Source organism: Pleomorphomonas sp. NRK KF1 (genome assembly GCF_023721755.1).
Lineage (GTDB): Bacteria > Pseudomonadota > Alphaproteobacteria > Rhizobiales > Pleomorphomonadaceae > Pleomorphomonas.
Window position 1 is genome coordinate 32,608 of the sequence record NZ_JAMDLH010000010.1, and the last position, 26,033, is coordinate 58,640.

The 26,033-nt window shown below is 63.4% G+C and carries 20 protein-coding genes and 2 pseudogenes; 12 read left to right on the plus strand and 10 right to left on the minus strand.

Going from position 1 to position 26,033, the window contains the following annotated elements:
• Positions 1-172: 172 nt before the first annotated feature.
• From pgl to M4J39_RS20635, 7 genes and pseudogenes are all read left to right on the plus strand, one after another.
• Positions 173-865 carry a 6-phosphogluconolactonase gene (gene pgl / locus M4J39_RS20610; RefSeq protein WP_251730376.1) on the plus strand — a complete coding sequence of 231 codons (693 nt, stop codon included), beginning with the start codon at positions 173-175 and terminating at the stop codon, positions 863-865.
• A 252-nt stretch (positions 866-1,117) separates the two neighbouring features.
• The gene (locus M4J39_RS20615) at positions 1,118-1,945 is read left to right on the plus strand and encodes a UDP-2,3-diacylglucosamine diphosphatase (protein WP_371875490.1); all 828 of its coding nucleotides are present in this window, start codon (positions 1,118-1,120) and stop codon (positions 1,943-1,945) included.
• A gap of 140 nt (positions 1,946-2,085) precedes the next feature.
• Positions 2,086-2,535 (plus strand): annotated as a pseudogene (locus tag M4J39_RS23115) (helix-turn-helix domain-containing protein); the annotation flags it as partial.
• 74 nt (positions 2,536-2,609) lie between these two features.
• Entirely contained in the window at positions 2,610-3,881 is a 1,272-nt protein-coding gene (locus M4J39_RS20620; protein ID WP_251730377.1) for a hypothetical protein, read from the plus strand.
• On the plus strand, positions 3,863-4,660 hold the full coding sequence (locus M4J39_RS20625; RefSeq protein WP_251730378.1) for a patatin-like phospholipase family protein: 798 nt from the start codon (positions 3,863-3,865) through the stop codon (positions 4,658-4,660). Before M4J39_RS20620 ends, M4J39_RS20625 begins: the two co-directional genes overlap by 19 nt.
• Before the next feature lie 437 nt (positions 4,661-5,097).
• The gene (locus tag M4J39_RS20630; protein WP_251730379.1) at positions 5,098-6,099 is read left to right on the plus strand and encodes a glycosyltransferase family 1 protein; all 1,002 of its coding nucleotides are present in this window, start codon (positions 5,098-5,100) and stop codon (positions 6,097-6,099) included.
• Between the two features lie 90 nt (positions 6,100-6,189).
• Entirely contained in the window at positions 6,190-6,408 is a 219-nt protein-coding gene (locus M4J39_RS20635) for a hypothetical protein (RefSeq protein WP_251730380.1), read from the plus strand.
• Positions 6,409-6,524: 116 nt separating this feature from the next.
• On the opposite strand, the gene M4J39_RS20640 is transcribed toward M4J39_RS20635, so the two are convergent.
• Positions 6,525-6,713: a putative motility protein gene (locus M4J39_RS20640; protein ID WP_251730381.1), complete on the minus strand. Its 189-nt coding sequence runs from the start codon at positions 6,711-6,713 to the stop codon at positions 6,525-6,527.
• 176 nt (positions 6,714-6,889) lie between these two features.
• Entirely contained in the window at positions 6,890-8,254 is a 1,365-nt protein-coding gene (locus M4J39_RS20645) for a protein phosphatase CheZ (RefSeq protein WP_251730382.1), read from the minus strand.
• Positions 8,255-8,384: 130 nt separating this feature from the next.
• Between M4J39_RS20645 and M4J39_RS20650 the strand changes: the two are divergent.
• Positions 8,385-9,605, plus strand: a pseudogene (locus M4J39_RS20650) (MFS transporter); the annotation flags it as partial.
• A gap of 8 nt (positions 9,606-9,613) precedes the next feature.
• Here the strand turns inward: M4J39_RS20650 and dgcA are convergent.
• Positions 9,614-10,594, minus strand: a complete 981-nt coding sequence (dgcA, locus tag M4J39_RS20655; RefSeq protein WP_251730384.1) for an N-acetyl-D-Glu racemase DgcA — start codon at positions 10,592-10,594, stop codon at positions 9,614-9,616.
• Positions 10,595-11,005: 411 nt separating this feature from the next.
• Between dgcA and M4J39_RS23120 the strand changes: the two genes are divergently transcribed.
• The 4 genes from M4J39_RS23120 (at position 11,006) to M4J39_RS20675 (ending at position 15,308) form a co-directional block, all read left to right on the plus strand.
• Positions 11,006-12,121, plus strand: coding sequence for an ABC transporter permease (locus tag M4J39_RS23120; protein WP_251730385.1), 1,116 nt, complete (start codon positions 11,006-11,008; stop codon positions 12,119-12,121).
• 3 nt (positions 12,122-12,124) lie between these two features.
• Positions 12,125-12,919 carry an ABC transporter ATP-binding protein gene (locus M4J39_RS20665; RefSeq protein WP_251730386.1) on the plus strand — a complete coding sequence of 265 codons (795 nt, stop codon included), beginning with the start codon at positions 12,125-12,127 and terminating at the stop codon, positions 12,917-12,919.
• 8 nt (positions 12,920-12,927) lie between these two features.
• Positions 12,928-14,580, plus strand: coding sequence for an MlaD family protein (locus M4J39_RS20670; protein ID WP_251730387.1), 1,653 nt, complete (start codon positions 12,928-12,930; stop codon positions 14,578-14,580).
• Positions 14,581-14,714: 134 nt separating this feature from the next.
• Positions 14,715-15,308 (plus strand): ABC-type transport auxiliary lipoprotein family protein, encoded by a 594-nt coding sequence (locus M4J39_RS20675; RefSeq protein WP_251730388.1) that lies wholly within the window; start codon positions 14,715-14,717, stop codon positions 15,306-15,308.
• 18 nt (positions 15,309-15,326) lie between these two features.
• Here M4J39_RS20675 and M4J39_RS20680 read toward each other — a convergent pair whose 3' ends face one another.
• The 7 genes from M4J39_RS20680 to M4J39_RS20710 form a co-directional block, all read right to left on the minus strand.
• Complete coding sequence (locus M4J39_RS20680) at positions 15,327-15,962, minus strand: NrsF family protein (RefSeq protein WP_251730389.1); 636 nt, start codon at positions 15,960-15,962, stop codon at positions 15,327-15,329.
• Positions 15,949-16,515 carry a sigma-70 family RNA polymerase sigma factor gene (locus tag M4J39_RS20685; protein WP_251730390.1) on the minus strand — a complete coding sequence of 189 codons (567 nt, stop codon included), beginning with the start codon at positions 16,513-16,515 and terminating at the stop codon, positions 15,949-15,951. The genes M4J39_RS20680 and M4J39_RS20685 overlap by 14 nt, the downstream gene beginning before the upstream one ends.
• A 182-nt stretch (positions 16,516-16,697) precedes the next feature.
• Positions 16,698-17,219, minus strand: coding sequence for a DoxX family protein (locus M4J39_RS20690; RefSeq protein ID WP_251730391.1), 522 nt, complete (start codon positions 17,217-17,219; stop codon positions 16,698-16,700).
• Positions 17,203-18,015 (minus strand): DNA-binding domain-containing protein, encoded by an 813-nt coding sequence (locus tag M4J39_RS20695; protein WP_251730392.1) that lies wholly within the window; start codon positions 18,013-18,015, stop codon positions 17,203-17,205. Before M4J39_RS20695 ends, M4J39_RS20690 begins: the two co-directional genes overlap by 17 nt.
• Positions 18,002-18,925 carry a DUF692 domain-containing protein gene (locus M4J39_RS20700; RefSeq protein ID WP_371875491.1) on the minus strand — a complete coding sequence of 308 codons (924 nt, stop codon included), beginning with the start codon at positions 18,923-18,925 and terminating at the stop codon, positions 18,002-18,004. Before M4J39_RS20700 ends, M4J39_RS20695 begins: the two co-directional genes overlap by 14 nt.
• A 28-nt stretch (positions 18,926-18,953) precedes the next feature.
• The gene (locus tag M4J39_RS20705; RefSeq protein ID WP_251730393.1) at positions 18,954-19,268 is read right to left on the minus strand and encodes a DUF2282 domain-containing protein; all 315 of its coding nucleotides are present in this window, start codon (positions 19,266-19,268) and stop codon (positions 18,954-18,956) included.
• A gap of 175 nt (positions 19,269-19,443) precedes the next feature.
• Positions 19,444-25,530: a hypothetical protein gene (locus M4J39_RS20710; protein WP_251730394.1), complete on the minus strand. Its 6,087-nt coding sequence runs from the start codon at positions 25,528-25,530 to the stop codon at positions 19,444-19,446.
• Positions 25,531-26,033: the final 503 nt, after the last annotated feature.

The following is a 26,033-nucleotide window of genomic DNA, read 5'->3' on the forward strand; positions in this document are numbered from 1 at the left end:
ACGCGGGTTTTCAGGGATTGCGCAAAGTCGGCCGGTGCCAACGCCGGCCGATTGTGTATATTTGAACAAGGGGAAAGCTGGCCGGCACGGGCACCGTCCGATGCCTTGGCCGAACCACCGTGCAGCCGATGACAGCCGGCGGCGTCACGGGGTCGCCGATCTGGAGGATGGGATGTACGAGTTTCAGGAGTTCGAGAATGGCGCTGCGCTTGCCGATGCCTTGACTGTCGAGGTCGCCGGTGCGCTCGCCCACACTATCCGCCTGCATGGCAAGGCGGCGCTGGCACTGTCGGGGGGCAAGACGCCGGTGCGCTTCCTCGAGGCGATGTCGCGCTATCGCATGCCCTGGAATGACGTCGTGGTGACGCTGGTCGACGAGCGCTGGGTTCCCGAGACGCACGAGCGTTCGAATGCCGGTCTCGCTCGCCGCCATCTCCTCAAGGGGCCGCTCAGCAATATCGAGTTCGTGCCGCTCTACCGGCCGGTGCCGACGCCCGAGGAGGCCGTGGCCGAGGTGGGGAAGGTGATCGCCGATCTGCCGCTTCCGTTCGCCGCCGTGGTGCTCGGCATGGGCGAGGACGGGCATACCGCTTCCTTCTACCCGGGTGGCGACAACCTTGCCGCCGCCAATTCGCCCGACTGCAAGGCGCAGGTGATGGCGATCAACGCCAAGGCCGCCGGCGAGCCGCGCATCACGCTCACCCTGCCGCTGCTGTTGGGTGCCGATGAAATCCTGCTGCACATCGAGGGCGCCGAGAAGCGCGCCGCCTTCGAGAAGGCCGTGGCCGGCGACGACGTGCTGGAGATGCCGGTGCGCAGCCTTCTCAAGTCGGAGAAGCTGGTCAAGGTTCTCTGGTGTCCTTGAAAGTCCGGCCCGAAACTCTACTGAGCCGGGCATCTAGCTTCGAATTCTGCCGCGCCTCAGCGAATTACGAGCCAAACTTTCTGCGACCCTAACTTTTAGCGGCCCGGTTTCGACCGGGCCGTGTTGCATTTGTGGGGCGTCGAGCGGTTCGATGTGACACAATTGGCCGCCTTGTCATAAAACTGAGAAGCTGTCGGGACAAAAGGAGGAAACGGGAAGGGCGAGTTGCCGTTGATTCCCGCCTCGGAGAAGATGCGACGCGCATCTTTGTTTGCCATGACGGACGCCAATACTACCCGAAGCCTCAGAGCGCTGTTCCTGTCGGACATTCATCTCGGCACGCGCGACTGCCAGGCGGATCTTCTGCTGGACTTCATGCGGGTCCACGAGGCGGAGACGATCTATCTCGTCGGCGACATCGTCGATGGCTGGCGGATGCGGCGCTCCTGGTTCTGGACGCAGAGCCACAACGACGTGGTCCAGAAGCTGTTGCGCAAGGCCCGCAAGGGCGCGCGCGTCGTCTACATTCCCGGCAACCACGACGAGTTCCTGCGCGACTACCTCGGCACCCACTTCGGCGGCGTCGAGGTGATGGATCGCTGCCTGCACGAGGCGGCGGACGGCCGCCGGTTCCTGGTCATCCATGGCGACCAGTTCGACGTCGTCGTGCGCCACGCCCGCTGGCTCGCCTATCTCGGCGACTGGGCCTACGAGACGGCGCTGTGGATCAACACCTGGCTCAACAGGGCGCGGCGTTTCGTCGGGTTGCCCTACTGGTCTCTGTCGGCCTGGGCCAAGCTTCGGGTGAAGAACGCCGTCAACTTCATCGGCGCCTTCGAGGATGCGCTGGCCTACGAGGCGCGGCGTGTCGGCGCGGATGGGGTCATCTGCGGCCATATCCACCATGCCACCATGCGCGACATGAACGGCATCGCCTATGTCAACACGGGCGACTGGGTGGAGAGCTGCACGGCGATTGCCGAGAACCACGACGGCAGCCTGGAAATCATCCGCTGGACCCGTCTCGAGCACGAACGGCGGCAGCCGCTGATGCTGCCGCGCGCCGAGGCTGCGGAATGACGCGCATCACCGTCGTCACCGATGCCTGGCATCCGCAGGTCAACGGCGTCGTCCGTTCGATCGAGCGGACTGTCCTGAGATTCTAGTCGCCGAGTCGAAGCGGGCTTGATGGTGTCGCCAAAGGCCCCCAACTCGAGGACATCGCGTATAGACACAAAGGACAAGATAGCCGTCGCAAGCCGTCTCTGCTCGACCTTGCTAGCGAACTTTCTAGTGTCAGCCGCGCCTGCAAGATGATGGGCTACTCTCGCCAGCAGCTCTACGAGATCTGGCGCAACTTCCGGACCTATGGCGCCTAAGGCCGGATCGACTGGGCTCCCGGCACCAAGGGCCGCATTCCAACGGGTTGCTACTGAGATCGAACAAGCCGTGCTCGCCCAAACGCTCGACCATCCCTCTCGTCGGCCGGCGTGCGCGGCGTCTGGTAACGCGACAACCTGCTTACCAAGCATGAATGGCTGCTTAGGCTGGAGAAGGAGGCCTCCGAGCGCCAGATCCCCTCGAACATCTCTCGCCCGAGTTCCCCGAACGCCATATCAAGGCCGATCACACCGGGCAGCCTCGTCGCCATCGACAACTTCTTGATCGGCCAAGAAGCTTAAGAGGGCAGCTTAAGAAGACACTTGGACCTGCCCTACCCAAGTTGTGCTTCACCGGATATCTGTTGTTATTTGGTTCCTTATTGCGTAACGATCAGGCGAAGATGGGGGCATCGATGAAATTAAGAACGCGCTGCAAGCCTCTCGGTTGTATCAAGAGCACGGTCACCAAACTCTCTAAAAAGTTATTCTCTCTCTTCTCCGGTGTCGATATCGTTCGTCTCATCCATTTCCGTAATGGATCATCAGCCATATGGAGTGTTATTCTAGTATATATTGCCTACTCAGCGAATTATGCTGCATGTTATATCGATGATGCGCTTGTCTTAAGTGATGGAGTTGTTGGATTCAAGGACGACTACGCAGTACCGGCACTCTTGGCTACCGTTTTAATGTCTATGATAATACTGAGAAAGCTCATTGCGTCAGTAATTCTGGCTATTGATGCTCTCTCAGGTGTAGTAGATGAGGCCCCGGTAGCCGAAAGTATTGAGCAAATAAGGAGATATGTCCTTCTTGATAATCTTTCTGGGCGGCGCCACTTCTCGATGATTCTGGTATTTTTATTTACATGTTTTTCTGTTATGCAGGTGTTTCTTCCAATATTCGGCGTATGGCTTAAAACTTGGGCGCTGCTGCCAGCGGAGCATCCTCTCCCTTTCGCTACAGCAATAATCGGCAGTTTTCTTGTTTTTGTTGTCTGCCTATCGAATGCGCTGTGGTACATATACGTTACGCTGACAAGAATATTCTATTTTCTTCACACTAACTCTGTTGCTGGCCGCGTCTCCATTAACCCTCTATATGTGAACGGAGATGGCGATCTCAGCGCCATAGCCAACTTGATATTGTTTACCGTTTCACTTTGCGGATCTGGTGTTATTTTCGTTATAGCTTGGGTGTTCGTATTTGGTGCCGATGTATGGTCGTTAATCGGAACGACTCTTTATACGTTCTCTCTTGTCGCAGTTTTTGTATTTCCGCTCAAAACAATATTCTCAGTTCTTGATTGTGGAAAGGCGAAGCTTTTACATCCGATTGAATACGAATACTCTTTCCATATGAAGGAGATTTCGGTTCTTGTCTGCGCTCAACGCTCATCTTCGACCCATTCTCGTTCTGATGACATTATTAAATCACTAGTAGCAGTGGATGCAATTCATAATATATATGCGCATATAAATAGCATTAGCTTAAAATCGATCGGTTTGTTTTCTATATCAAAATCAGCTTTTGTTTCTATTCTTCCTTTATCTATATGGATGATCAATTTATTATACTCTGACGATATAAGAACTTTCATTTTGGGGGTTATGACATGGACGGTATCTCGCTAATTTTGCCGGGCGGCGGGGCCCGTGGCTTCTCGATTGCAGGCAGCATTAAGTGTCTATATGAGCGTGATATATGGTTTTCTAGCGTCTCCGGGTCTAGCATTGGTGCAATAATCGGAGCTGCAATCTGTGAAGGGAAAACGCCGGATGAAATTAAAGAGAAAATACTGAGCTTTAAGTTCATTAGGACACTGCGCCCATCCTTTCGTGGATCTGGTGTGCTGTCTAGCTGCACGCTAAGGGCGTTCATAGACGCGATGGTTGACTCTGAAACTTTCGAACAACTGAAGATACCACTAGGTGTTGTTGCAACAAATATGACATCTGGACAGACGGAGATATTTGCAAAAGGTGATCTTAAACCAGCCTTGCTAGCTAGCTGTACGTTGGTAGGTTTTTTCGAGTCCATGGTCTGGAATGGTACAATATATGGAGACGGTGGCTATTCTTGCCCCATCCCGTTTGGACTATTTCCAGAGCGAAATATCGAACTGGTTATCGACTCATCAGTCCGCCCAGATTGGAATCTTGGTATTGATCGAGGCTTTCGCTTGTGGGGGCACCTACCATTTAAGACAATCTCGAAGTATCTTTTGAAAAGCTACGACATAACATACTACCATTACGGGCGCTGCCAAATTGCGGCCAGGAAATGTATTGTAATTGAGCCGCGGCTGGGTGATATGCGCGCATTTGATATTTCAAAAAGGGAATTTGCTATCGAGGCTGGGCGCAGGGCAGCTGAGAGGAAAGTCGCTGAAGTGCTTGCGCGCGTCATTTAACTGTAATCCAGGGCGCGTTATTGGCGATAGATGATCAGCGTTCGAACCTGTGGCCTCCACTGGTGAGCTCAAAAGCGCAAAGGATGCGAGCCTTCGCCTTTACCTCGTTTCTCTTTGGCTGCATAGCGACTAAATGCGGCAGGTACATCAGGGAGAGCAGTTCTATGAAGGGGGGCATTCGGGCAGGCCTGTGGGTGGGTTACCGGTGGAGTGCCGAGGTCGGACAGTTGGCCTAGTACGTCGTCTTTATTAGATATATCATGGATATTAGATGGTAGCTGGTAGTGTATTTTGATCTCCTCGGAGTTGTTGATTCGTATAAGTATGCATAATAGTGCATATTACTTGTAATTTTACTGAGATATACTTTGATTATGAGATTATTAAGTTGGATGTCGGTGTATATAGAATAGAGTGTCTTTTTGTGGGGGGGTACAATGCGCGTTCTTATTGCGACTGACGCGTGGCATCCGCAGGTAAATGGAGTGGTACGGACGCTGGACTCGGTCAGTAAAGTGGCTAGAAATCGCGGTATAATAATAAAAATCGTGCCACCTAATGATTTTGTTACAATTCCTGCACCGACATACCCAGAGATACGACTAGCGATACCTCGTATACATAGAATAAAAAGTATTATTGATGAATTTAAACCAGATTCCATTCATATTACGACAGAGGGTCCTGTCGGATATGCTTTTTCGTTCGTATGCAGAAAGCGTTGTATTCCATTTACTACGAGCTTTACAACCAAGTTTCCAGAGTACATCGAGAAGAGATTTCGGCTACCGAAGTCATGGTCATATAGGATACTAAGGCGCTTCCATGCGGCTGCGGATCGTACAATGGTCGCAACCCCCTCACTTATTGCAGAACTGAAACAGTATGGATTTGAATCTCTAGTGGCATGGGGGCGCGGGGTGGATACAGAGTTATTTACCAACGAGAGCCCTATAACATTGGGTTATAAACGACCGATATTTGTGAGCATGGGGCGGGTTGCAATCGAGAAAAATCTGGAAGCGTTTCTGTCTCTGGAGTTACCCGGAACAAAAGTTGTTATTGGGAAAGGACCGGACGAACAGCGGCTGAAGGAGAAGTACCGCGAGGCGGTTTTTCTGGGAGAGAAAACGGGACGTGATCTGGCGCGGCACCTCGCTGCTGCGGATGTTTTTGTCTTTCCTAGCACGACAGACACATTTGGAAACTCTCAGCTTGAGGCACTCGCGTGCGGAGTCCCGGTGGCCGCGTACCCTGTTACAGGACCAATCGATGTCATTGGAAACGCTCCCGTCGGAGTTTTGAGTGCTAACTTGAAGCAAGCGTGTATTGAGGCATTGAGCATAAATCGGCAGAAGTGTCGAGAATACGCTTTGGAGAGGACGTGGGACGTAAGCTGCGATCAGTTTCTTTCTAATCTCAGCAGAATTTTCTATTAGCTGTCCTATTAATTGTCCTCTTAAGCTTCTGGGCTGATGAATTTGCTGGCGGTTTCCCATGGTCTTCTGCCCATGTTTCGGTATCCAGTAATGGGGCCACTCGACATACTGGGCGACAGCGACGCCGGCATTCTCGACGAAGACCTGAGGGCAGTGTGCCTCGGCGCCCTCGCTATCGACCCCGCAGCGGCGCGCGAGCTGGCGCTGTCCTTCAGCTGGCGGCGCGCGGCCATGCAGTTTCTCGACAATGTCCGGCTTGCCAACGGCGAAACGCTGGATGAGGCGCCCTTCGTTCCGGCGACAGCGTAGAACAATCCGGCGAACCAGGCTCGCCGGCCGGTTTGGCTCTCTGCGAGAAATTCCGGATTATCAACCTTGCCCCGCCCTTGTCGGAGCAGATTGCATGGTTGGGCTCCAGGCGGCGTTCAGACGGTCAGATCGACGTTCTTGCCCATGCCAGCCGGTGGCGGGGCAGAGGCTGCCGACTCGGCGGCCTTGCTCAGCAGGTCGGCGGCCGATTGGTCGGACTTGAGCGCCATCTTCATCACTGCCATGCCGATGTCGCTCTTGGTGCTGGCCTGCAGCATGGTCGAGGCGGTCGTCGCAATGTCCATTTTCGGTCCTCGCGCCATCTGGTTGTTCCAGTGGCCAGAGTAGGCGACCGAAAGATTGACAAGCCGTTACTCCAGGCAGAACCGACGACGCGAGAACCGGGCCGCTTATGACAACCGTCGGCCCGAGACAAACGTCTCGCGCCTCTCGGGAAACGCGCAGGGCGAACTGAGTTAACTCAGGAGAACAGCGCCTGCCGTTCGGCCTTGGTCATCTTGGCGAAGGGATCGTCGGAATCCTTGCCCTGACGCACGGTGTCCGACACTTCCTTCAGCGCCTCTATGGCCGTATCCACGGCTTCCGAAGCGATAGCCAGCGCTTCGTCGGTCGGCTCGACCTCGGCTTCCGGCTCGGCGGCATCGAACTCGATGCTGTCGGCTAGCGTCGCAGCATCTTCGTCGGCCTCGACGGCGTCGAACTCGATACTGTCGGCAAGGGCCGCGGCATCTTCCGGCAGATCGTCGCTCGCCTCGATGGCGTCGAACTCCATGCTGTCGGCAAGCGTCGCAGCATCTCCGATCGGGTCTTCGTCGGCTTCGACGGCATCGAACTCGATACTGTCGGCGAGGGCTGCCGCGTCTTCCGGCAAGCTCTCCTCGGTGTCGATCGAGTCGAAGTCGATACTGTCGGCAAGCGCTGCGGCGTCTTCGGGCGCGTCGGTCGGAATGGAGTCGAAGTCGATCTGTCCGTCGGCCCCGACCATCGACGGGGCAGGGGCCTGCCCGAGCCCTGCCATGGCCTCGATGCGCTCGAAGTCCATCTCGTCGATGGCGTGGCTGGTGACCGCGTCGAGAGCGGCGCGGTCGGCATCGGCGTCCTCGACCAGAAGATCGTCGACGAGGTTCTGCTCGATGCCTTCGCCGGCCAATGCCGGGCCATTGAGCAGGTGGGCATCAGGCCGGCTGTCGTGGGCGTTGACTTCGACGCGCCGATCGATCGAGGTCTTGTGGACCTCCTCGTCGTCCATGCCCCAGATCTCGATCATCGCGTTGATGCGGTTTTCGAGATAGCGCAGGACCTGCACGACCTTCTGCGTGCGCTGGCCGGTCAGATCCTGGAACGAGCAGGCCATGTAGATGTTGGTGGTGAGGTTCTCGACCTCGTCGCAAAGCGCGTTGTCGACGCCGGCTTCGCGCATCGTCCAGGCGAGTTCCTGAATCTTCTCGGCCGAGCCAAGGATCTCGGAGGTGGCGCCCTCGGTCTGCTCGACGATGGCGTCGAGCTCGTTGGAGGCGCGGTCGAAGCGGCTCAGCGGCGAACGGCCGTCGCTCTTGATCTGCGCGATCTCCAGCTTGGTGCGCTCGATGGCATCCTTCATCTCGCCGATGTCGAGACGAATGCGGTCGGCGTCCGGGCGGCGCTCGCGTTTCAGCAGGGTCTCAAGGCGGCCGATGGCGCCCATCACCAGATCGGTATCGGCCGACCGATGACGCCGTGCGTATTCGAAGAGGAACCAGCGGCCCTTTTCCGTCTCCATGACGGCGGCTTCGATGGCCTCGTAATCGGATTCGCGCAAGGGCGAGAGGGCTTGCGAATTTTCCATATTTTCGCCGCAGACCCCTTTGTAGACGAAACGGACCAAGCTACAGGTAAAGCGCCGGCCGAAGACAGGCAAGCGATTCAATCGGGCGAGCCGCCATCATCGCCGCGAATCCTTCACAACGAGTTTATGCCGAGTTGCACCGTTGACAAGAATGATCGGGCGATTTGCCCCCGCCTATTTGATGAGCGCTTTCTACGCCATCGCCTTCTTCGTCAATGGAGTGATGACCCCATTCTTTCCTGTTCTCTTGCAGGTCAAGGGGCTCAGCGGCGAGCAGATCGCCTTCGTGCTGGCGACGCCGCAGGTGATGCGCATGTTCACCATGCCGGTGGTGAGCGGCCTTTCGGATCGGGCGGGCGATCGGCGCCACGTGATGGCCGGCGTCATCGGCCTGACGCTCGGCTTTGCCTTGCTGTTCGGCATTGCCAAGGGCGATATCGCGGTCATGGCGGTCGGTGCCGTTCTCCTGGTGCTGTCCTACTGCGTCGGGCCGCTTGCCGACGCCTTCGCCATGATCATGGACCGCCACGGCCTCGGCGAATACGGCAAGATGCGGCTCTGGGGCTCGGTGTCCTTCATTCTGGGCAACGTCGTCGGCGGCTATGCCATGGACCACTCCGGGTCGACGGCGGTGTATCTTCTGGTGCTGTTCGGCTTCGCCGTGGCCATGCTGTCGACGGTGGCCATTCCGCCGCCTCCGCCGGCGAACACCCAAACCTCGGCGGCGGCCCTCACCGTGCTGCGCAAGCCGGCGTTCCTCGCCGTGCTGCTGGGGCACGCCGTCAATCAGGCGGGACACGCCGCGCTCTACAGCTTCGGCACGATCCTCTGGCGCGCCAACGGCTTTTCCGACTTCACCATCGGCATCTTCTGGGCCATCGGCGTCATTGCCGAGATCATCCTGTTCGCCTTGGCCGGACGGATGTTCCGCGTCGTCTCGCCGCTGAAGCTGATGGCCGGTGGCGCGGCGATCGGCTGCCTCCGCTGGCTGCTGTTCTCGCTGGACCTGCCGCTTTTGCCGACGCTGGTGCTGCAGGTAATGCACGCCGGTTCCTTCGCGCTCGCCCATATCGGGCTGATGCGCTTCCTGCGCGAGGTGGTGCCCACCGAGCGCGCGGCGTCGGCGCAAGGCACCTTCGTCATCTTCAACGGCCTTGCCATGGCGCTCGGCACGGCGCTGGCCGGGCGGCTGGTGCCGGCGCTCGGCTCGGACGTCTATGTGGTGATGTCGATCTTCCCGATTATCGGCCTGATCATCCTGACGGCTGCCGGCGGCGGCGCCCGGCGTCTGCCGGCGCATGACGCGACGATGACCGTCAGCGTCGCCGCAGGTGAAGCCACGGTGAGGTGACTTCGGCCTCAGCCCCAGAGGTCGGGGTAGGGCGGATGGACGATCGAGCCGGAGAACATCAGACCTGGAACACGATCGCGGGCGAGCAGGAGCGGGCCGTCGATGTCGGCATACTGGGCGCGCTGGGCGGCGACGAAGGCCGGCGCCATGGCCAGCGAGCTCGACACCATGCAGCCGACCATGACGATCAGCCCTTCCTCCTCGGCGGCGGCGATCATGTCCAGCGCCTCGGTGAGGCCGCCGGTCTTGTCGAGCTTGACGTTGACGGCGTCATAGCGGCCGACGAGCCGCTTGATGTCGGCGGTGGTATGGGCGCTTTCGTCGGCGCAGACGGGCACCGGCCGCTTGGCTTCGTCAAGATAGTCGTCGGCGCCGGCCGGCAGCGGCTGTTCGATCATGGCGACGCCGAGTTCGATGCAGGCCTCCATCATTTCCGGGAACATTTCCGGCGTCCAACCCTCGTTGGCATCGACGATGATGCGGCTGCGCGGCGCGGCGCGGCGAATGGCCACGAGGCGTTCGCGGCCCCCGTCGCCGCCGAGCTTCACCTTCAGCGTCGGCCGGTCGCTGGCCGATCTGGCAGCTTCCGCCATGGCGTCGACGCTGTCGAGCGAGATGGTGAAGGCCGTATTGACCGGTTCGAGCGGCGGCAGACCGAGCAGATGGGCGACGCCGCGCTGGGTCGCCTTGGCCTCGAGATCGATCAGCGCGCAGTCAAGCGCGTTGCGGGCGGCGCCGGGCGGCATGGTCGCGCGCAGGGCGAAGCGGTCTCCGCCCTTCTCTATGAAGTCGCGGACGGATTCGATCTGCGCCATCACGCTTTCGACGGTTTCGCCGTAGTGGGCGTAGGGCACGCCTTCGCCCCGTCCCGATACGGCATCCTCGCTGATGGTGGCCTCCACGACGACCGCCTCCGTCTTGGAGCCGCGGGAGATGGTGAAGGTGCCGGCGATGGGAAACCTCTCGACGGCTAGGCTGAGCTTACGCAAGGCGACCTCACATTGATTTCCGTGGCGGCGGGGCGGCTTCGACGGATGCCGCCGGCACGACGCCGGAAAAGCGTCCCATCATGGGGACCGAACAACTGTCCGTTTCAGTCAACTTTGTCCATCAGTTGGTCCACGGACGCTCGACCTCCGCGGCCGATCGCTCCCCAGACTAGAGATATCAAGGCCGAATGGGAATCCGTAAAGGGGCGCCGCTAGGTCGAAACCCTTATCTTTGGTCTAGCTGACGTCGGTCATGCGCCGACAGCGAAGCGCAGCACGTTCGAGGCTGGCGTCGGCGGTCGACGCTGATGTATCGTGCGTTCCTGTATTCGTCGTTACCGAGTCACAGGATCGGCGGGATGCTCGGCTGCGGCGCTTTCGGCGCGGCGAGGGTGCTCAAGGAGTAATGGCGTGCAGTCGGCAGATGGGGCGCGGGACGATGTGACAGTGCTCGGCATTGCCGGCGACTGGACGGTGGAAACCGTTGGCAAGGTGTTGCCTTCCGTCGCGGATAAGGTGGCGCCCGGCCGGCATCTCGTTTTCGACGGGAGCGAACTTGGACGGTTCGACACCGCTGGCGCCTGGGCGCTCATCGGGTTGATGCGTCAGCAGGAGGAGGCTGGCGGTTCGTCCGAGCTCAAGGACTTTTCCAAGCCGGCAGCGACGCTGGTCGCAGAGATCGATCCGCTCGGCCGCGAGCGGTTGCCGGCACCGCCGCGTGTCAACCCGATCACCTGGACGCTGGAGGAGGTCGGTCGCGGCGCGGCGGGCATCGTCGAGGATGCCGTCCTGTTGCTGGCCACCCTGGGTGAGGCATCCGTCGCCTTCGTCGACGTGCTGCTGTTCAGGCGGCGCATGCGTTGGGCGGCCCTGTTCAACAACATCAGCCGCGCCTCCATCCAGGCGGTGCCCATCATCGCGCTGATGAGCTTCCTGATCGGCATGATCATCGCCCAGCAGGGCGGCTTTTACCTCTCCACCTATGGCGCCGACGTGTTGGTGGTCGATCTCGTCGGCGTGTTGACCTGCCGTGAAATCGGCGTGCTGCTCACCGCCATCATGATCGCCGGTCGCTCCGGCGCGGCCTATACCGCCGAGATCGGCTCGATGAAGATGCGCGAGGAGGTCGACGCGCTGAAGGTGCTCGGCCTGTCGCCGGTGGAGGTGCTGGTGTTGCCGCGCCTGTTGGCGCTGGTCATCGCGCTGCCGATCCTGACGCTGGTGTCCGACCTGGCGGCGCTGGCCGGCGCCTGGGTGGTCGGGCTTTTCTACATCGGCATCCCCACCGATGTGTTCCTTGATCGCCTCAAGGCGGCCCTGACAATCACCTACGTGCTGATCGGCCTTGCCAAGGCGCCGTTCATGGCGGCGATCATCGGCCTGATCGCAGCCGTCGAGGGTATGAAGGTGAAAGGCTCGGCCGAGTCGCTCGGCGAGCACACCACGGCGGCGGTGGTGAAGGCCATCTTCATGGTGGTGGTCACCGACGGCGTTTTCGCCATGATCTTCGCGACGATCGGAATCTGACGGATGAACGGCGAAGCGACGCGGCAGGATGAGGGGGAACGCGAGGCGGTGATTACCGCCCGGGGGCTCGTGGTCGGCTTTTCCGGCGAGCCTATCCTCGAAGACCTCGACATCGACGTCTGGCGCGGCGAGATCCTGGGCGTCGTCGGCGGCTCGGGCACCGGCAAGTCGGTGCTGCTCAGAACGATCATCGGCCTCAACCGGCCCTCGGCCGGCACCATCAAGGTATTCGGCAAGGATTTCGACGACATCTCCGGCCAGGAGCGGCAGGACATCGGCCGGCGATGGGGCGTGCTGTTCCAGCAAGGGGCGCTGTTTTCCTCGCTCACGGTGCTGCAGAACGTGGCGGTGCCGCTTCACGAACACATGCGACTGCCGGAGAAGCTGGCCGACGAGCTGGCGCGACTGAAGATCGAGATGGCCGGTCTGCCCGCCGATGCCTGCGCCAAGTATCCGGCGGAACTTTCGGGCGGCATGATCAAGCGAGCGGCGTTGGCGCGGGCGTTGGCGCTCGATCCGGACATCGTCTTCCTCGACGAGCCGACGGCCGGCCTCGATCCCATCGGCGCCGCCGAGTTCGACCAGCTGATCCTGAAACTGCGTGACACGCTGGGTCTTACGGTGTTCATGGTCACGCACGATCTCGACAGCCTGGTCACCATCACCGACCGTATCGCCGTACTCGGCAATCGTCGCGTTCTGGTCGACGGGACCTTCGCCGAGCTCAAGTCCTTCGACCACCCATGGGTGCGCGCCTACTTCAACGGCCCGCGCGCCGAGCACTTTACCTTCGGATAGGAAACGCCATGGAATCTCGGGCCAACTACGCGGTGATCGGCGCCTTCGTCCTGGTCATGCTGACGCTTGGCCTCGCGTTCCTCGGCTGGCTCGGCAACGCCGGAGAAAGCCAGCGACAAGCCGAGATACGCGTGGTGTTCTCCGGGGCGGTGACAGGGCTTTCCACCGGTTCGGGTGTGCTGTTCAACGGCATCAAGATCGGCGAGGTGCGGGAGCTGAGGCTTGACGAGAAGGATCCGCGCACCGTCATCGCCATCATCCGCGTGAACCGCGACGTGCCGCTCAAGACCGATACCCGCGCCATGCTGTCCTATCAGGGGCTGACCGGCGCGGCGACGCTTCAACTGGAGGGCGGCTCGCGCAACGCGCCGGGGGTGTTCGACGTGGCGCCCGACGGCATGCCGACGATGCTGGGCGAAATCTCACCCTTCCAGGATATTCTCGAAAGCGCGCGCAACGTGCTGACGCGCGCCGACAGCGCCATGGCGGCGATCGACGATTTCGTGACGGAGAACGGCCCCGCCTTCAATCGCACCGTCAACAACGTGGAGAAGTTCTCGGCGGCGCTCGCCGACAACTCCGACAACATTTCCAAGGCGATGGGCTCGATCTCGTCGGCGGCCGACTCCATCGGCGACATCTCGCGCGATCTCAAGGGCGCGGCGGCGCAGGTGACGCGCATCCTCAACGCCGTCGATCCCCAGCGGGTGACGGAGATCACCGAACGGCTTACTGCCTCGTCGGAGCGGCTGACGGCCGTGCTGGAGCGCGCCAAGGTGATCGCCGATGGCATCGACCCCGAAGCGGTCAACGGCGTCGTCAACAACATAGCCGACGCCGCAAAGACGCTTGACGAGACCGTCGCCCAGGCGAAGGCGATCCTGACGGCGGTCGACCCGCAGGAAGTCGACCGTCTCGTGGCGAGCATCACCGCCACATCCGACGAGTTGCGCGCCACCGCGACGCGGGCTGACGAGTTGCTGGCGGCCGTCGATACCGAGAAGGTGCAGTCGGTGGTGTCGGCCGTGGATACTGCCTCGCAGAACATTGCGGCGGCGTCCGGCTCGCTGGGCATGGTGGTCGATGACGCGCGCCAGACGCTTGGCGCGGCGCGCGGCGTCGTCGAGGCGGTCGATCCGGCGAAGGTCCGGTCGACGGTGACCGACGTCAGCGATTTTGCCGCCATGCTCAAGGGCTACAAGCCGCAGCTCGACGCCATCATGGCCGACGTCAACCGCGCCTCGGCCAGTCTTGCCAACCTTGGCGATACCATCGATGCGCGAACGCCCGACGTCGACCGCATCGTGCGCGACACGCGCACCCTCGCCGAGCAGCTGAACGGCATCGCCGCGCGGGCCGACGGCATTCTCCAGAAGGTGGATGGTTACGTCACCGGCGACGGGCAGGGGCTCGTGGCGGAGGCGACGGCGGCGGCGAAGTCGATCCGCGAGGTGGCCGACAAGCTGAATGCGCAGGTCGGACCGATCACCTCCAACGTCTCGAAGTTCTCCGGTCGCGGGCTCGACAGCTTTGTCGCGCTGGCCGATCAGGGTCGGCAGGCACTGGCACGGCTTGACCGCGTGCTGCAAGGCGTTGAAAAGAATCCGCAGCAGTTCATCTTCGGCGGGCAGGGCGTGCCGCAATACGCGCCGCGCCGCTAAAGGGGATCATGGATCGCAACGGCTTTCGGCCCTGTGCGTTGTATCTCACGCATCCGGTTTTTCCGAAAAGGCCGCAGCGTTTCGGGCAGATGCTCTAGGAGGCTATGTTGGTTTCAGCTCATCCGGGACGGCGATTGGTTTCCGCTGCTGCGCTCTGCCTGGCGTTCGCGCTCGCTGGCTGTTCGACGCTCGGTCTGGGGACGACGCCGAAACCCGATGACATCTACGATCTCGCCGCTCCCACGGCCTTCGACGGGGCGATCAGACGGTCTTCTGCCCAGATTCTCGTGCCCTTGCCGAGCGCCAGCGATGCCCTGGCGTCGGAGCTGATCGCCGTGCGCTCCGATGGCGGCGCGATCTCCTATCTGCCGGGCGTGTCCTGGTCGGACGAACTGCCGCCGCTTGTGCAGACGATCATGGTTCGGGCCTTCGAGAATTCGGGGCGGGTGAAGGCGGTCGGCAAGCCGGGCGAGAGTCTCGCCATCGACGATCAAGTGATCGTAGATATCCGCGCCTTCGAGCTGGATGTCACCGGCGCTCCCGTCGCGCATGTTGCGCTCGGCGTCAAGCTGCTGGACGAGCGGACCGGCAAGGTGCGCGCAAGCCGCGTGTTCGACGTCAGCCGTCCCTCGGCATCCGATCGACCGAAGGATGCCATCGCCGCCTTCGACCAGGCCGTATCGGCGGCTGTGGCCGACGTGGTCATCTGGACGGCGTCGACGCTGTAGTTCGGCTCGGCGGTCGCTTCACCAGCGAAGGATGCGGCGGCCGAACAGAAAGCCGATCGCCGTCACGATGGCTATGGCGATGGTGTACCAGGTCGCGACAAACAGAGGGCTGTCGTCCGGGCAGTGCCAGGCGTAGATGGCGGCCGCGATGCCGCCCGCCGCGAGTCCCGCCGCAGCGCCGGCCAGTCCAGGGTTTTCCGGCGCGCCCTGGCGGACGGAGTAAAGCAGGGCGGCGAGCGGCGCGATGGCAAGGGTGGGCACGAAGACGAGGCAAAAAGCCCAGTGTTGCCCTTTAAGGCTCGTCTCCCAGGCGTCTTGCGGCAGGACGGTCAGCTCGATGGCAATGCCGGCGAGCAGGACGAGCAGAGGCCAGACGAGCGAGAGGACCGCCGAGCGGAGGGATAGCCCGGGCTTGCCGATGAGGAAGGCGAGGCGGGTGGATGTGACCGCCAGCAACAGGGTGAGGCCGAGCTTGAACAGGACGCGCGGCGTCTCGATCGCCGAGACCATGTTGTCCCGGATGCCATAGGTCGACAGCAGCAGGCCGGCCGAGACCGCCAATCCGATCGCCAGCGCGACCGCGAACGCGTGTCCGAAGCGGGCGCGCACCTTGGCATCCTTCGCCAGCAGTTCGATCAGATCATCCGTTTGCACGTCCGTCGCTCCGATAGAGGGCGGCCAGCCCTTTCAACGCTCTATGCAGCGCCACCCGCACGGCGCCTTCCGTCATCTGCAATCGCTCGGCCGTCTCGCGAATGCCGGCGCCGCCTAGCGAGATGGATCGCACGATCTCGCGTTGCGGGTCCCGCAGGCTCTCGACCATCCGGTCGACGTCGATAGACTCGCCAGCCTCTGCCTGCGGTATGGCTTCAAGGGTCTCCATCACGTCGTCGATGGGGATGCTGACGTGGCGGCCGCGCCGACGCAGGCTGTCGATAAGCTTGTTGCGCACGATGGACGACAGCCACGGGCCGACGGGGCGCGAGACGTCCCAGGTTCCGCGTTTCAGGTGAACGGCCAGCAGGACTTCCTGCACCACGTCTTCCACCTCGCTGGGCGGCGCTCCGTACTGAGCGCACCGTCGGCTGGCGATCGATCGAAGATAGGGCGTCACGGCCTTCAGGAAGCGATGGTAGGCCATCGTGTCGCCGGCCATCGCCGCGCACATCCAGGCCGCCCACTCCTCTTCCCGGGCCGAATGGTTCATCCGCCATGTCCCCCCGCGCGGACCAGCGTCGTCATCGTCGCGGCCTCGGGCGCGGCTTGCGAGCGACAAGGAGACACCAGCGCCAGATGAACCCATCGACTGGCAAAAGGCAAGAGAACCCGACCGGCGCTCCGTCCCTGGCGAACCGGAGGGCGAAAGCGCCAGAGCTGTGTCGGCCCCGGTCACGATGGACGAGCGCCGCGGCAAGAGATCCTCGCGATCAGATAGTCGAGGGAGAGGCGCCCCGGCCCGTGCCGCATCAGGGCAAGTGCCATCGCCGCCCATGTCAGGTGGATCGGCCAGCCATCGGGGACCGTGATCTGGATGATGGCCGTCATCACAAGCAGGCCAAGGGCGGCGAAGCGAGCGCCCAGCCCCAGAACAAGCAGCACCGGAAGCACGACCTCGCCGCAACCGGACAGGAACGCCACCACGTCCGGCGCCGGGAAAGGATAGGGCCCTCCGGGAAGATGCAGCATGAACTCCTGGCTGAACAGATAGACCGCCGTGTCGTTCAGTCGCAGGACGCCATCCCATTTCAGGATGCCGGATCGCCAGAAGGGCACGGCGAGGGCAACGCGGAGGACGGCCAGCACGACATCCGGCTGCGCCATCCTGCCAACGAGGCCGTCAGCCGACGCCACGACCCTGGCAAGGGAGATGCGCGCACCATGGCGAGGCATTGAATCAGGCAGGCTCGACATTGGAGGTCTCCATCTCGGCGTGGGAGAAAGCGCCGGCCGCGATCATTCCGCCGATGGCGTCGGAGAGATCGAAGGCTGGCTCGGCCGCGAAGGCTGCACCGGCCGCCGTCGCCAGGGGGTATCCGGCAATCAGCGCCTTGAGGAAGACGAGATTGCCGGGAGGCAGGAGACGGACGGTCACCTCGTCGTCGACCCGCGTGATCAGTCCGTCCTCGGGGCGGTCTTCCACGCGGCCTACCGGGGCGGCGCTCCTGTTCATGGCAAAGACCGTGATGGCCGGATGGACCGAGGAGATCAACCGCGTTGCCGGATGCGGGACAAAGACGAGCGCCCCGAGCCGTTCGGGCGGCACGCTCGACAGCATCTCGGCCTTGAGGGTAGGGGCGTCGGCAGCGTGATAGCTGTCGAGCCACAGGCGCTCGATCCGCGCCACGTCCGAGAGCCAGGGCATGCCCGCCGCATGCTCGTAGCGGTCGATGAAATCGGGAAAGGCGCGCCCGTATTCGAACAGCAGCGGCGAGGTTGGCGGGGTCTCCCGCACATGGAAGCGAGCCATGGCGCGGAAGAAATCCGGCCCCGTGATGCGTTCGGTTGCCGGGAAGATCGAGGACAGGGCGCCGATCAGGCTGACGGTGACGTTGTTGCGGTAGACGTTGTAGCGGATCTCGGCTCGTTTGCCGCGAGGTCCCGTTACCAGCGTCGGAGCCGGGCTGTCGGGAGCCAGCAGGGCAGCAGAGAACGGCCCGGCGTAGTCAATCCCGTTTGGATAGAGCGGCAGGATGTCAGCCGAGCGCATGGGACGGGTCTCCTTGGGCGTAGTGGTCCAGGATGACCTGCGCTGCCATGGCCTCGGCGCGCAGCACCGGCCAATCGGGAATCTGGCTGTCCCATTCGATCAGCGTGGGGATTGGGCCGCGGCGGGCTATCACGAGCTCGTAGAGGCGCCAGACGGCATCGGCGACCGGTCCGTCATGGCTGTCGATCAGCAACAGGTCGCCCTCGTCGTCTTCCTGCTCGGCATGGCCGGCCAGATGGATTTCGCCCACCTGAGACAGCGGGAAGTCGCCGAGGTAGTCGAGCGCCGAGAAGCCGTGGTTGGTGGCGGAGACGAATACGTTGTTGATGTCGAGCAGAAGGCCGCAGCCCGTTCGCCGCGAGATCTCCCGGATGAACTCGGTCTCGCTCATCGACGAGGCCGCGAACAGCACGTAGGTCGATGGGTTCTCCAAGAGGATCGGACGGCCGATCGCCGCCTGCATCTCGTCGATATGGTCGCAGACGCGGGAGAGCGTCGCGCTCGTGTAGGGCAGTGGCAGCAGGTCGTTCAGATAGGTGTCGAGGTGGGTCGACCATGCGAGATGCTCGGAGACGAGCGCTGGCTCATAGCGGTCGACGAGGTGCTTGAAGCGGGCGAGGTGCTCCTTGTCGAGCGGCTGCGGCCCGCCGAGCGACATGCAGACGCCGTGCAGCGAGACGGGATGATCCCGTCTTACCCTTTCGAGGGCCCTATGCGGCGGGCCACCGTCGCCCATGTAGTTCTCGGCGTGCACCTCGAAGAAGCCTTGCGAGCCGCTCTCGGCCATGATCGCCTGAAGGTGCTCCGGCTTGAAACTGGTGCCGTCCTGTCCGGTCACGGTCAATGCCGGAAAGCGGGGTGTTGGTTCCGCTCTCGCGGAATCGCTGGAAGTCATATCGACCTTGGCCATGGCCACCTCCGCTTTCCGGGCTTCAGGGTCAGATGTCGCGGTCGAGCGGCATGAGCGAGCCTTGGCGTCCGCCGGGCAGCTCCAGCGAGGCGCAGGTGCCCGCCTGGACGAATTTCCAGGCGTTGCCCTGGAAGTCCTTCATCGACGTCCCCTGGCAGGTCGTTCCCGGACCGGCGGCGCAATCGTTCTGGCCCTTGAGCGCGACGCCGTAGCACTTCTCCTTGTGGGCGGCGGTCGCGGCATCCGCTTCGGCCTTGGTCAGGGGGCTCGCGCTCGCAAGGGTGGCGAGGGCCGTGGTGACCGCGCCGGCGAGGATGGCAGTGGTAATCGAAGCCTTCAGCATCCGTGTTCTCCGTGGTTCGACGTGCGCCATTGTCGGGGCACATGCGGTACTCGGAGGGGGAGGGGCTTTTGTTACAGACGGGACGATCACGAACGCGTGATCGGTCGTCACTCCGGGCAGAAACGAAAAAGGGCGCCGCGTGGCGCCCCTTCCCGTGATGCTTTGTTGCTCTGGCTCAGCCGAGCTTGCCGCTGGCATGCGCCAGGAGCGTGTAGACCTTGCCGGTATCGGAGTTCAGGTAGTTCTCGGCGAGGCGGCCATTCGGGTCCTTCTGGACGGCTTCCTCGTAGAGGGCGCTGAAGTGATCGATGTAGCGGTCGACGGCCTCGCGGAAGTCGGCCTCGCGGCCATAGCGACGGCGAACCTCGTCGAAGGTCTGCTGGCCCTGCAGCGTGTAAACGCGACGCGTGAACACGTTGCCTTCGCCGCGCCGGTAGCGATCCCAGAGCTCGGTGTAGGACTCGGGGTCGATCGACCGGGCGATGTCCGAGGTCAGCGAACCCAGGCCATCGAGCGGGTTGCCACCCTTGTTGCGGTCGGACGACGGCAGGCGCGGCGAGGGGGTATCCTCGTCGTTGACGCGGCGCAGCAGGTCGGAGATCCAGCCGCTCGACCGCTCGCCGCGCTCCTCGGAGGCCGGCTGGCGCGCCGCCGGTTCCTGGCGACGCTCGGCGACGGCCGGGCGAGGCGGCTGGTTGGCCGGCTGGCGGCTGAAGGCGCGCGGCTCGGACGGCTGCGACGGCCTCTGGACCGGCAGGCTGCGGTGCGCCTGGGCCGAAGCCTGGGCCCGGACCGGCATGTCGGAGACGGCTTCGCCGGGCAGCTGGCGCGAAACGATCTCGGAGAGTTCGTTCAGGGCGCGGATCTGCTCGCTGACCACGCGGCGCATGGCGGCGGTGTGCTGGCTGGTCTCTTCCGGCAGGTCGAGGACGCCGCGGTTCAGATCCTCGCGGATCTGCTCCAGCTCCCGGCCGACGGCGCGGGTGGCCTTGCGCATTTCCTCGGTGGCGCCGGCGAAGCGGTCCACGGCCGAGCCGATGGAGGCGTTGATCTCGGAGATCAGCTCGCCACGCACCCGTTCGATCGTCACCTGCGTCTTGCGACCTTCTTCCTCGGCACTGACCGACAGCTGTTCGAGCTGCTGGGTGACGCCGTTCATGGCCGTCTCGGCGTTGCGGGCCAGCTGGTAGCCCACATCGCGTGCGCGGCGCTCGGCGTTGGACAGCGTCTCCTGGATCTGGCCGGCGATGGACTGCAGGCTTTCGGACATCGTCTCGCTGCGTTCCTGCAGCGTGGAGACCACGCCGTCGAGCGCCGAGAGGCGATCGCCGATGACGTCCTGGAGCGTGCCGCCGACGGACGACAGGGCGCGGGCCGACGATTGCAGATCGCCGGTCTGCTCGGCGAGCGAGGAGGCGATGGTGCCGATGTCGGCCAGCACGGTGCGCGACACCTCGCGCAGCACCTCGGTCGTCTCGGCGACGGTGGTGCTGGAGGCGCTGGTGTCGGCGACGACGCGCTCGAGCGACAGGCGAAGGTCGCCGGTCTGCTGCTCGAGGCCGCGCTCGATGCGGGCAAGGTTGCCGGCCGCCTGGTCGACGAGCGAGCGGAGGCCGCGGTTGGCGTCGTCCACCTGCTCCAGCACGGCGACGACGTCGGTCTTGACGCGCGTCGTGGTGTCGTCGAGCGACTGCAGGACTTCGCGACCCTGTTCGTCGAAGGTAGCCATCAGCGACAGCGTCGCCTGCTTCAGCGCCTCGGCGGCGTCGTTGCCACGCTGGGTGATGGCGCGGCTGACGCCCTCGCCACCCTTGGCCAGCGCCGCCAGGACATCGCCCGCGGCGTTGCGGACCATGCCGGCCACTTCCTCACCACGGCTGCCGACGGCCTCGTCGAGGGCGCGGGTGCTGGAGAGGAAGGCGTTGGCGAGATCGCCGCCACGGCCGTCGACCAGTTCGGCCAGCTCGGCCATGCGGCGGGTGACGACGTCGACCACTTTCTCGGCACGGCTGTCCATGGCGTCGGCGGCGGCCTCGGTGCGGGCATTGAGCACCGCCTCAAGATCGCGCGTCGCGTCGGCGAGACGCTCGGTGGCGCTGGCGATGGCTGCTGCCAGAACCTCGTTCGACCGCTCGGTCTCGCCGGCGATGCGGCTGGTGACCGCCTCTGCCGAACCGATGAGGTTGGAACGGGCGCGGGCGGTCTCTTCCGACAGGCGGTCCGTGACTTCGTCGATGGCGCCGATCAGGCCGGCACGTGCCCGCTCGCTTTCCGCCGCCATGCGGCCGGTGACGTCGTCGACCGAACCGATGATGGTGTCGCGAACGCGCTCGCTTTCACCGGCGAGGCGACCCTCGACGGCGGTGATCGCTTCGTAGACGTTCTCGCGGGCCTTCTGGCTCTCGGTAGACAGAACGTCGGACAGTGTGCTGATGAGCTCGTTGAGCGTGCCGTGGGTTTCGTCGCGCAGGCTGGCGAGCCGATCCTCGGCGCCGGCCAGCGACTGGCTGACGGCAAGCGAGGTGTTCTCGCCCTCGGTTGCAAGGCGCGTCGCGGCCCCGTCGATGGCGGAGACGACGACGGCCCGAACCTGCTCGCTCTCGCCAGCGAGGCGCTCGGACATGCCTTCCAGCACACCGGCGACCACGTCGCGAGCCCGAACCGAGCCGCTTTCCATCTCGTGGGCGATGGCGTTCATGGCCTCGGTGACGATCTCCTTGGCCCGGTCGGCCTCGACGCGCAGCTTGTCGGTGGCCGCTTCCACGGAGCCAGTGAGATCCTCGCGGACGCGGGCGCTTTCCTTCTGGAGCACGGACGCCGCGTTGATGAGCGCGCGGGCCAGTTCCTCGCGAGCCGTCTCGGTCTGGCTGCCGAGCATGTCGACGATGGAGGCGAGGCGCTGGGTGAGCGACACTTCCAGCGAGTTGGCGCGGCTGTCGAGCGTCTCGGCAACCTCGAACACCTTGGAGCCGAGCGACACGTTGATCTCGGCCACCTTGTCGGCCAGCGTCTCGGTGAACTCCTCGGTCTTGCGCTGCAGCGACCGACCGACAGCGTCGAGACGGCCCTCGATGGCGTCGACCATTTCCGACTGGCCGGCCGAGAAAGCCTGGGCCAGGTCGCGGGTGCGGGCCATCAGCGTCTCGGTGATCTGGCGGGCACGGCCGTCAAGGGCGTGGTCGATCAGCTCGATGCGGTTGTCCAGGGTGCCGGTCAGCGCATCCGCCTTGTCGGCGAAGGTGCGGGTGGCATCCTCGAGGCGCTTGCCGACGCTGCCGTCGAAGGCAGCGAGCTGGCCTTCCAGCGCTTCGCCGAAGCTGCCGGCGCGGCCTTCCAGAGAGGTGAGCACCGCCTGGGTGCGACCGTCCAATGTCTCGACCAGAGCGCCGGAACGCTTGTCGAACTCAGTGCCGAGGCGCTCGACGCGCTCGTCGATGAGGCCGGTGATGGCGCCGGAGCGGCCACTGAGGGTCGCCTCGAGGGCGTTGGTGCCTTCGGCGAGAGCGTTCTGGATGGTGAGCGTACGCTCGGCGAGCGCCGCCTCGATGCGGGCGATCTGCTCTTCGAGCGAACCGTCGAGCATCGACGTGCGGCTGACGAGGCTTTCCACCAGCTCGGCGGCGCGACCGTTGATGATCTCGTCGAGCACGCGGATGCGTTCGGCGAAGCTGACCGACATGCTGTCCGACCGGTCGTCGAGCAGGTTGGCGATCTGGCTGCCGGCGGCGAGGATGGTCTCGGCGACGCGTTCGCCACGGGCGTTGACGGCGCGGGCGATCTCGGCGCCGATGGTCGACAGGCGCTCGGAGAACAGGCTGCCGCTGTCGGCGAGCAGCGTCTCCACCGACAGCGTGGCGCCGTCGATGATGCCGCGGATCGACGTTGTGCGGTCGTCCATCATGCGGGCGACCTCATGGCCGCTGGCGGCGATGCGGTCGGCGAGGTCGACGCCGTTGACGTTGATCGCCGTGTGCACCGCTTCACCGGTGACGGCCAGCTTGTTGACGAGATCGGTGCCGCGCTCGGTGATCGTCGAGGTGATCATGTTGCCGGTCTGGTCGAGGCGGTCGGTGATCTCGCTGCCGCGGATCGACAGGTCGAGCAGCACGCCCTCGGACGTGGAGCGCAGCGTCTCGTTGATGGTCTCGATCTTCTCGGCCATCGCCTTGGAGGCTTCGTCCGTGGTGCGGGCGACCTGCTCGCTGACGGCGAAGGCGCGCTGGGAGATGTCCTCGGCGAAGGTCTGGCCGGAGCGGGCCAGCGTCTCGTCGATCTCCTTGGTGCGCAGCGTGAGGTTTTCCTCAAGGGCGGCCACGGTGGTGTCGATCGAGAAGATGATGGCGTCGCTGCGGTCGCGCAGCAGCGTATCGAGGGAGCCGGTCCGGCTCTCCAGAGCGGAGGCGATTTCCTGCGACCGCTCGGTCAGCACCTTGTCGAGATTGTCGGTGCGGGTGAGGAGCTGCGTCTCCATGACCGACGTCGATGTGGCGACGGTCGAAACCAGCTCGTTGACACGGTGGCCGATGGTGCGGTCGAAGTTGGCCGACTGCTCGGCGAGCGTGGCGCCGAACAGTTCCGCGCGCGTCGACAGGGTCTCGGCGAGCTCGTTGGTGCGGCCGGAGATCGTCTGGTCGATCAGTTGGGTCTTGTCGGTCAGCTCGGCGCTGAGTTCGCCGGTCCGAGCTTCGATGGTGCTGGCCAGTTGGGCCGAACGCAGGGCGAGCGTGCTCTCCAGGGCATCGCTCTTCTCGGCGAGCGCGGTGGAGAACTCGGTCGTACGGCTTTCCAGCGTGGCGCCGATCTCTTCGGCCTTCTCGCCGAGCGTCTTGCCAAGCTCGAAGGTGCGGACCGACAGCGTCGACGACAGCTCGTCGGAGCGGGCGGCGATGGACGAGACGATTTCCTCGGTGCGGGCCGACAGGGTGAAGGCGATGTCGGCGGTGCGATCGGTGAGGGTCGACGACAGCTCCTCCGAGCGGGCGGTCAGCGTGGAAACCAGCTCCTCGGTGCGCGAGGCCAGCGTGAAGGCCAGTTCGCCGGTGCCGTCGCTGAGGGCGGCCGACAGGTCGGCGGCGCGGGTGGCGATGGTCGACACCAGCTCGTCGGAGCGCTTGGCGAGTTCGCTGCCGAGCTGTTCGGTTTCCTTGCCGATGGCGGCGGTGAGGCGGCCGCCTTCCTCGGTGATGGTGCGCGTCAGCGTCTCGCTGCGAGTGGAGATCGCCTCGTTGATGGCGGTGCCGGTTTCGGCGAGGCCGCTGATCAGGCTTTCGCGCTCGGCGCCCAGCGTCGCCAGGAAGTCGGAGCCGCGCTTGGCCACCGTCTCGGTAACCGAGTTGCCGGCGGCCTCGAAGGCCAGCGCAAGCTCCTCGGCCTTGGAGCCGAAGGTGCGCGTGACGTTGCGGCCGGTCTCGTCGATGCGGTTGGTGAGAAGATCGCCGGCGGTGCGCAGCTCTTCTGAGAGGTTCTGATGGGCGCCGGAGATGGCGGTGCGCGCCTTCTCGGCGTTGGCGATCACGCTCTCGCGCTGACTGACCAGTTCCTCGACCAGGCTGCGGATGCGCATCTCGTTCTCGGCGTAGGACCGTTCGAGCGAGGATACCTCGTTATGGACCAGCACCTCGAGCTCGCTGGCGCGGGCGAGGGCCCGTTCGATGCCGTCGCCCATGGCGGCGACTTCGCGCCGGATGGCCTGACCGACGGTGACGACGTTCTCCTTGGCCGACATCTCGGGCTCGGCGAGCTTGATGGCGACTTCGGAGAGCGAGCGGGCGGCGAGCCTCAGGTCCTGGGCGCGCCAGATCATCGTGGCGATGGCGAAGAACAGCACGACCGGAGCGACGATGCCGCCGACGAGGGCGAAGCCGTCGGGTCGAGCGAACAGGGCGGCCGGGTCGGCCAGAACCGAAAAGTCGCCGAAGGCGGCGCGAGCGACGTAGAAGCCGCCGGCGACCCAGATGACGGAAGCGGCGAGGGCAATCCAGAAGGGAGCGGCCGATGGCCGGCGCTGCATCTGATAGAGCAGCGTCGCGACCGACCGGCGGTCGTCGTTGGCCGGGGCGCGGCCGGGACGCGCCGAGGTGCGTGGCGCATCGGCGTTGTCGGCAAGCGGCTGGCGCGAAGCAGCGTCAGAGCTTTCGGTGAAGGTATCCTGGTCGGGCGAATTCGGCGCATCGGCCGAGACGCCGAAGTCGATCTTCAGGGCCTCCTCGACGGCGGAGAGTGCGGCCTCCGCCGGATCCGATGCCTTGGTGCTTTTTACCATGGTACCCTCATGTCCGCATACTTGAAGCCGGACGGTACCCGGAAGCGTACTCCCGGTTGCCGTCCCGGTCGAACCGTGCCTCCGCCCGGCCTAGGCGAACGACACGAACTCGGGCCTTCCCGACCGCCATGCGTCCCCTGAAGAGACAGCAATAGCTACGCCGGCCGAGGAATGCCTAATAAAACGTAATGGCACAACAGGCCCTTCCGAACAAGGAAAGCTCCCCCGGCGACCCGTATTGTTAACAAGCCGCTAATAGGCGTCAAACATTGTTATTCATCTTCTGGTTGTTATTTCCGGACCCGAGGGCGGATGTTCCAGGGGGCGACGATCCCTCGCCGTTGGTGCGCGTGCCGGCGTCCAAAATGGCAAAGATGCCGGACAGACACAGTCAAGACGCTAGGCCGTCGAGTTGAATATTGGCTTAAAACATATGGTTACCGACCGGCTTGCCGGTTGTTGCGATCTCGGTCATCGCCCGTATCGGGTGCGTCCCCGGCCTC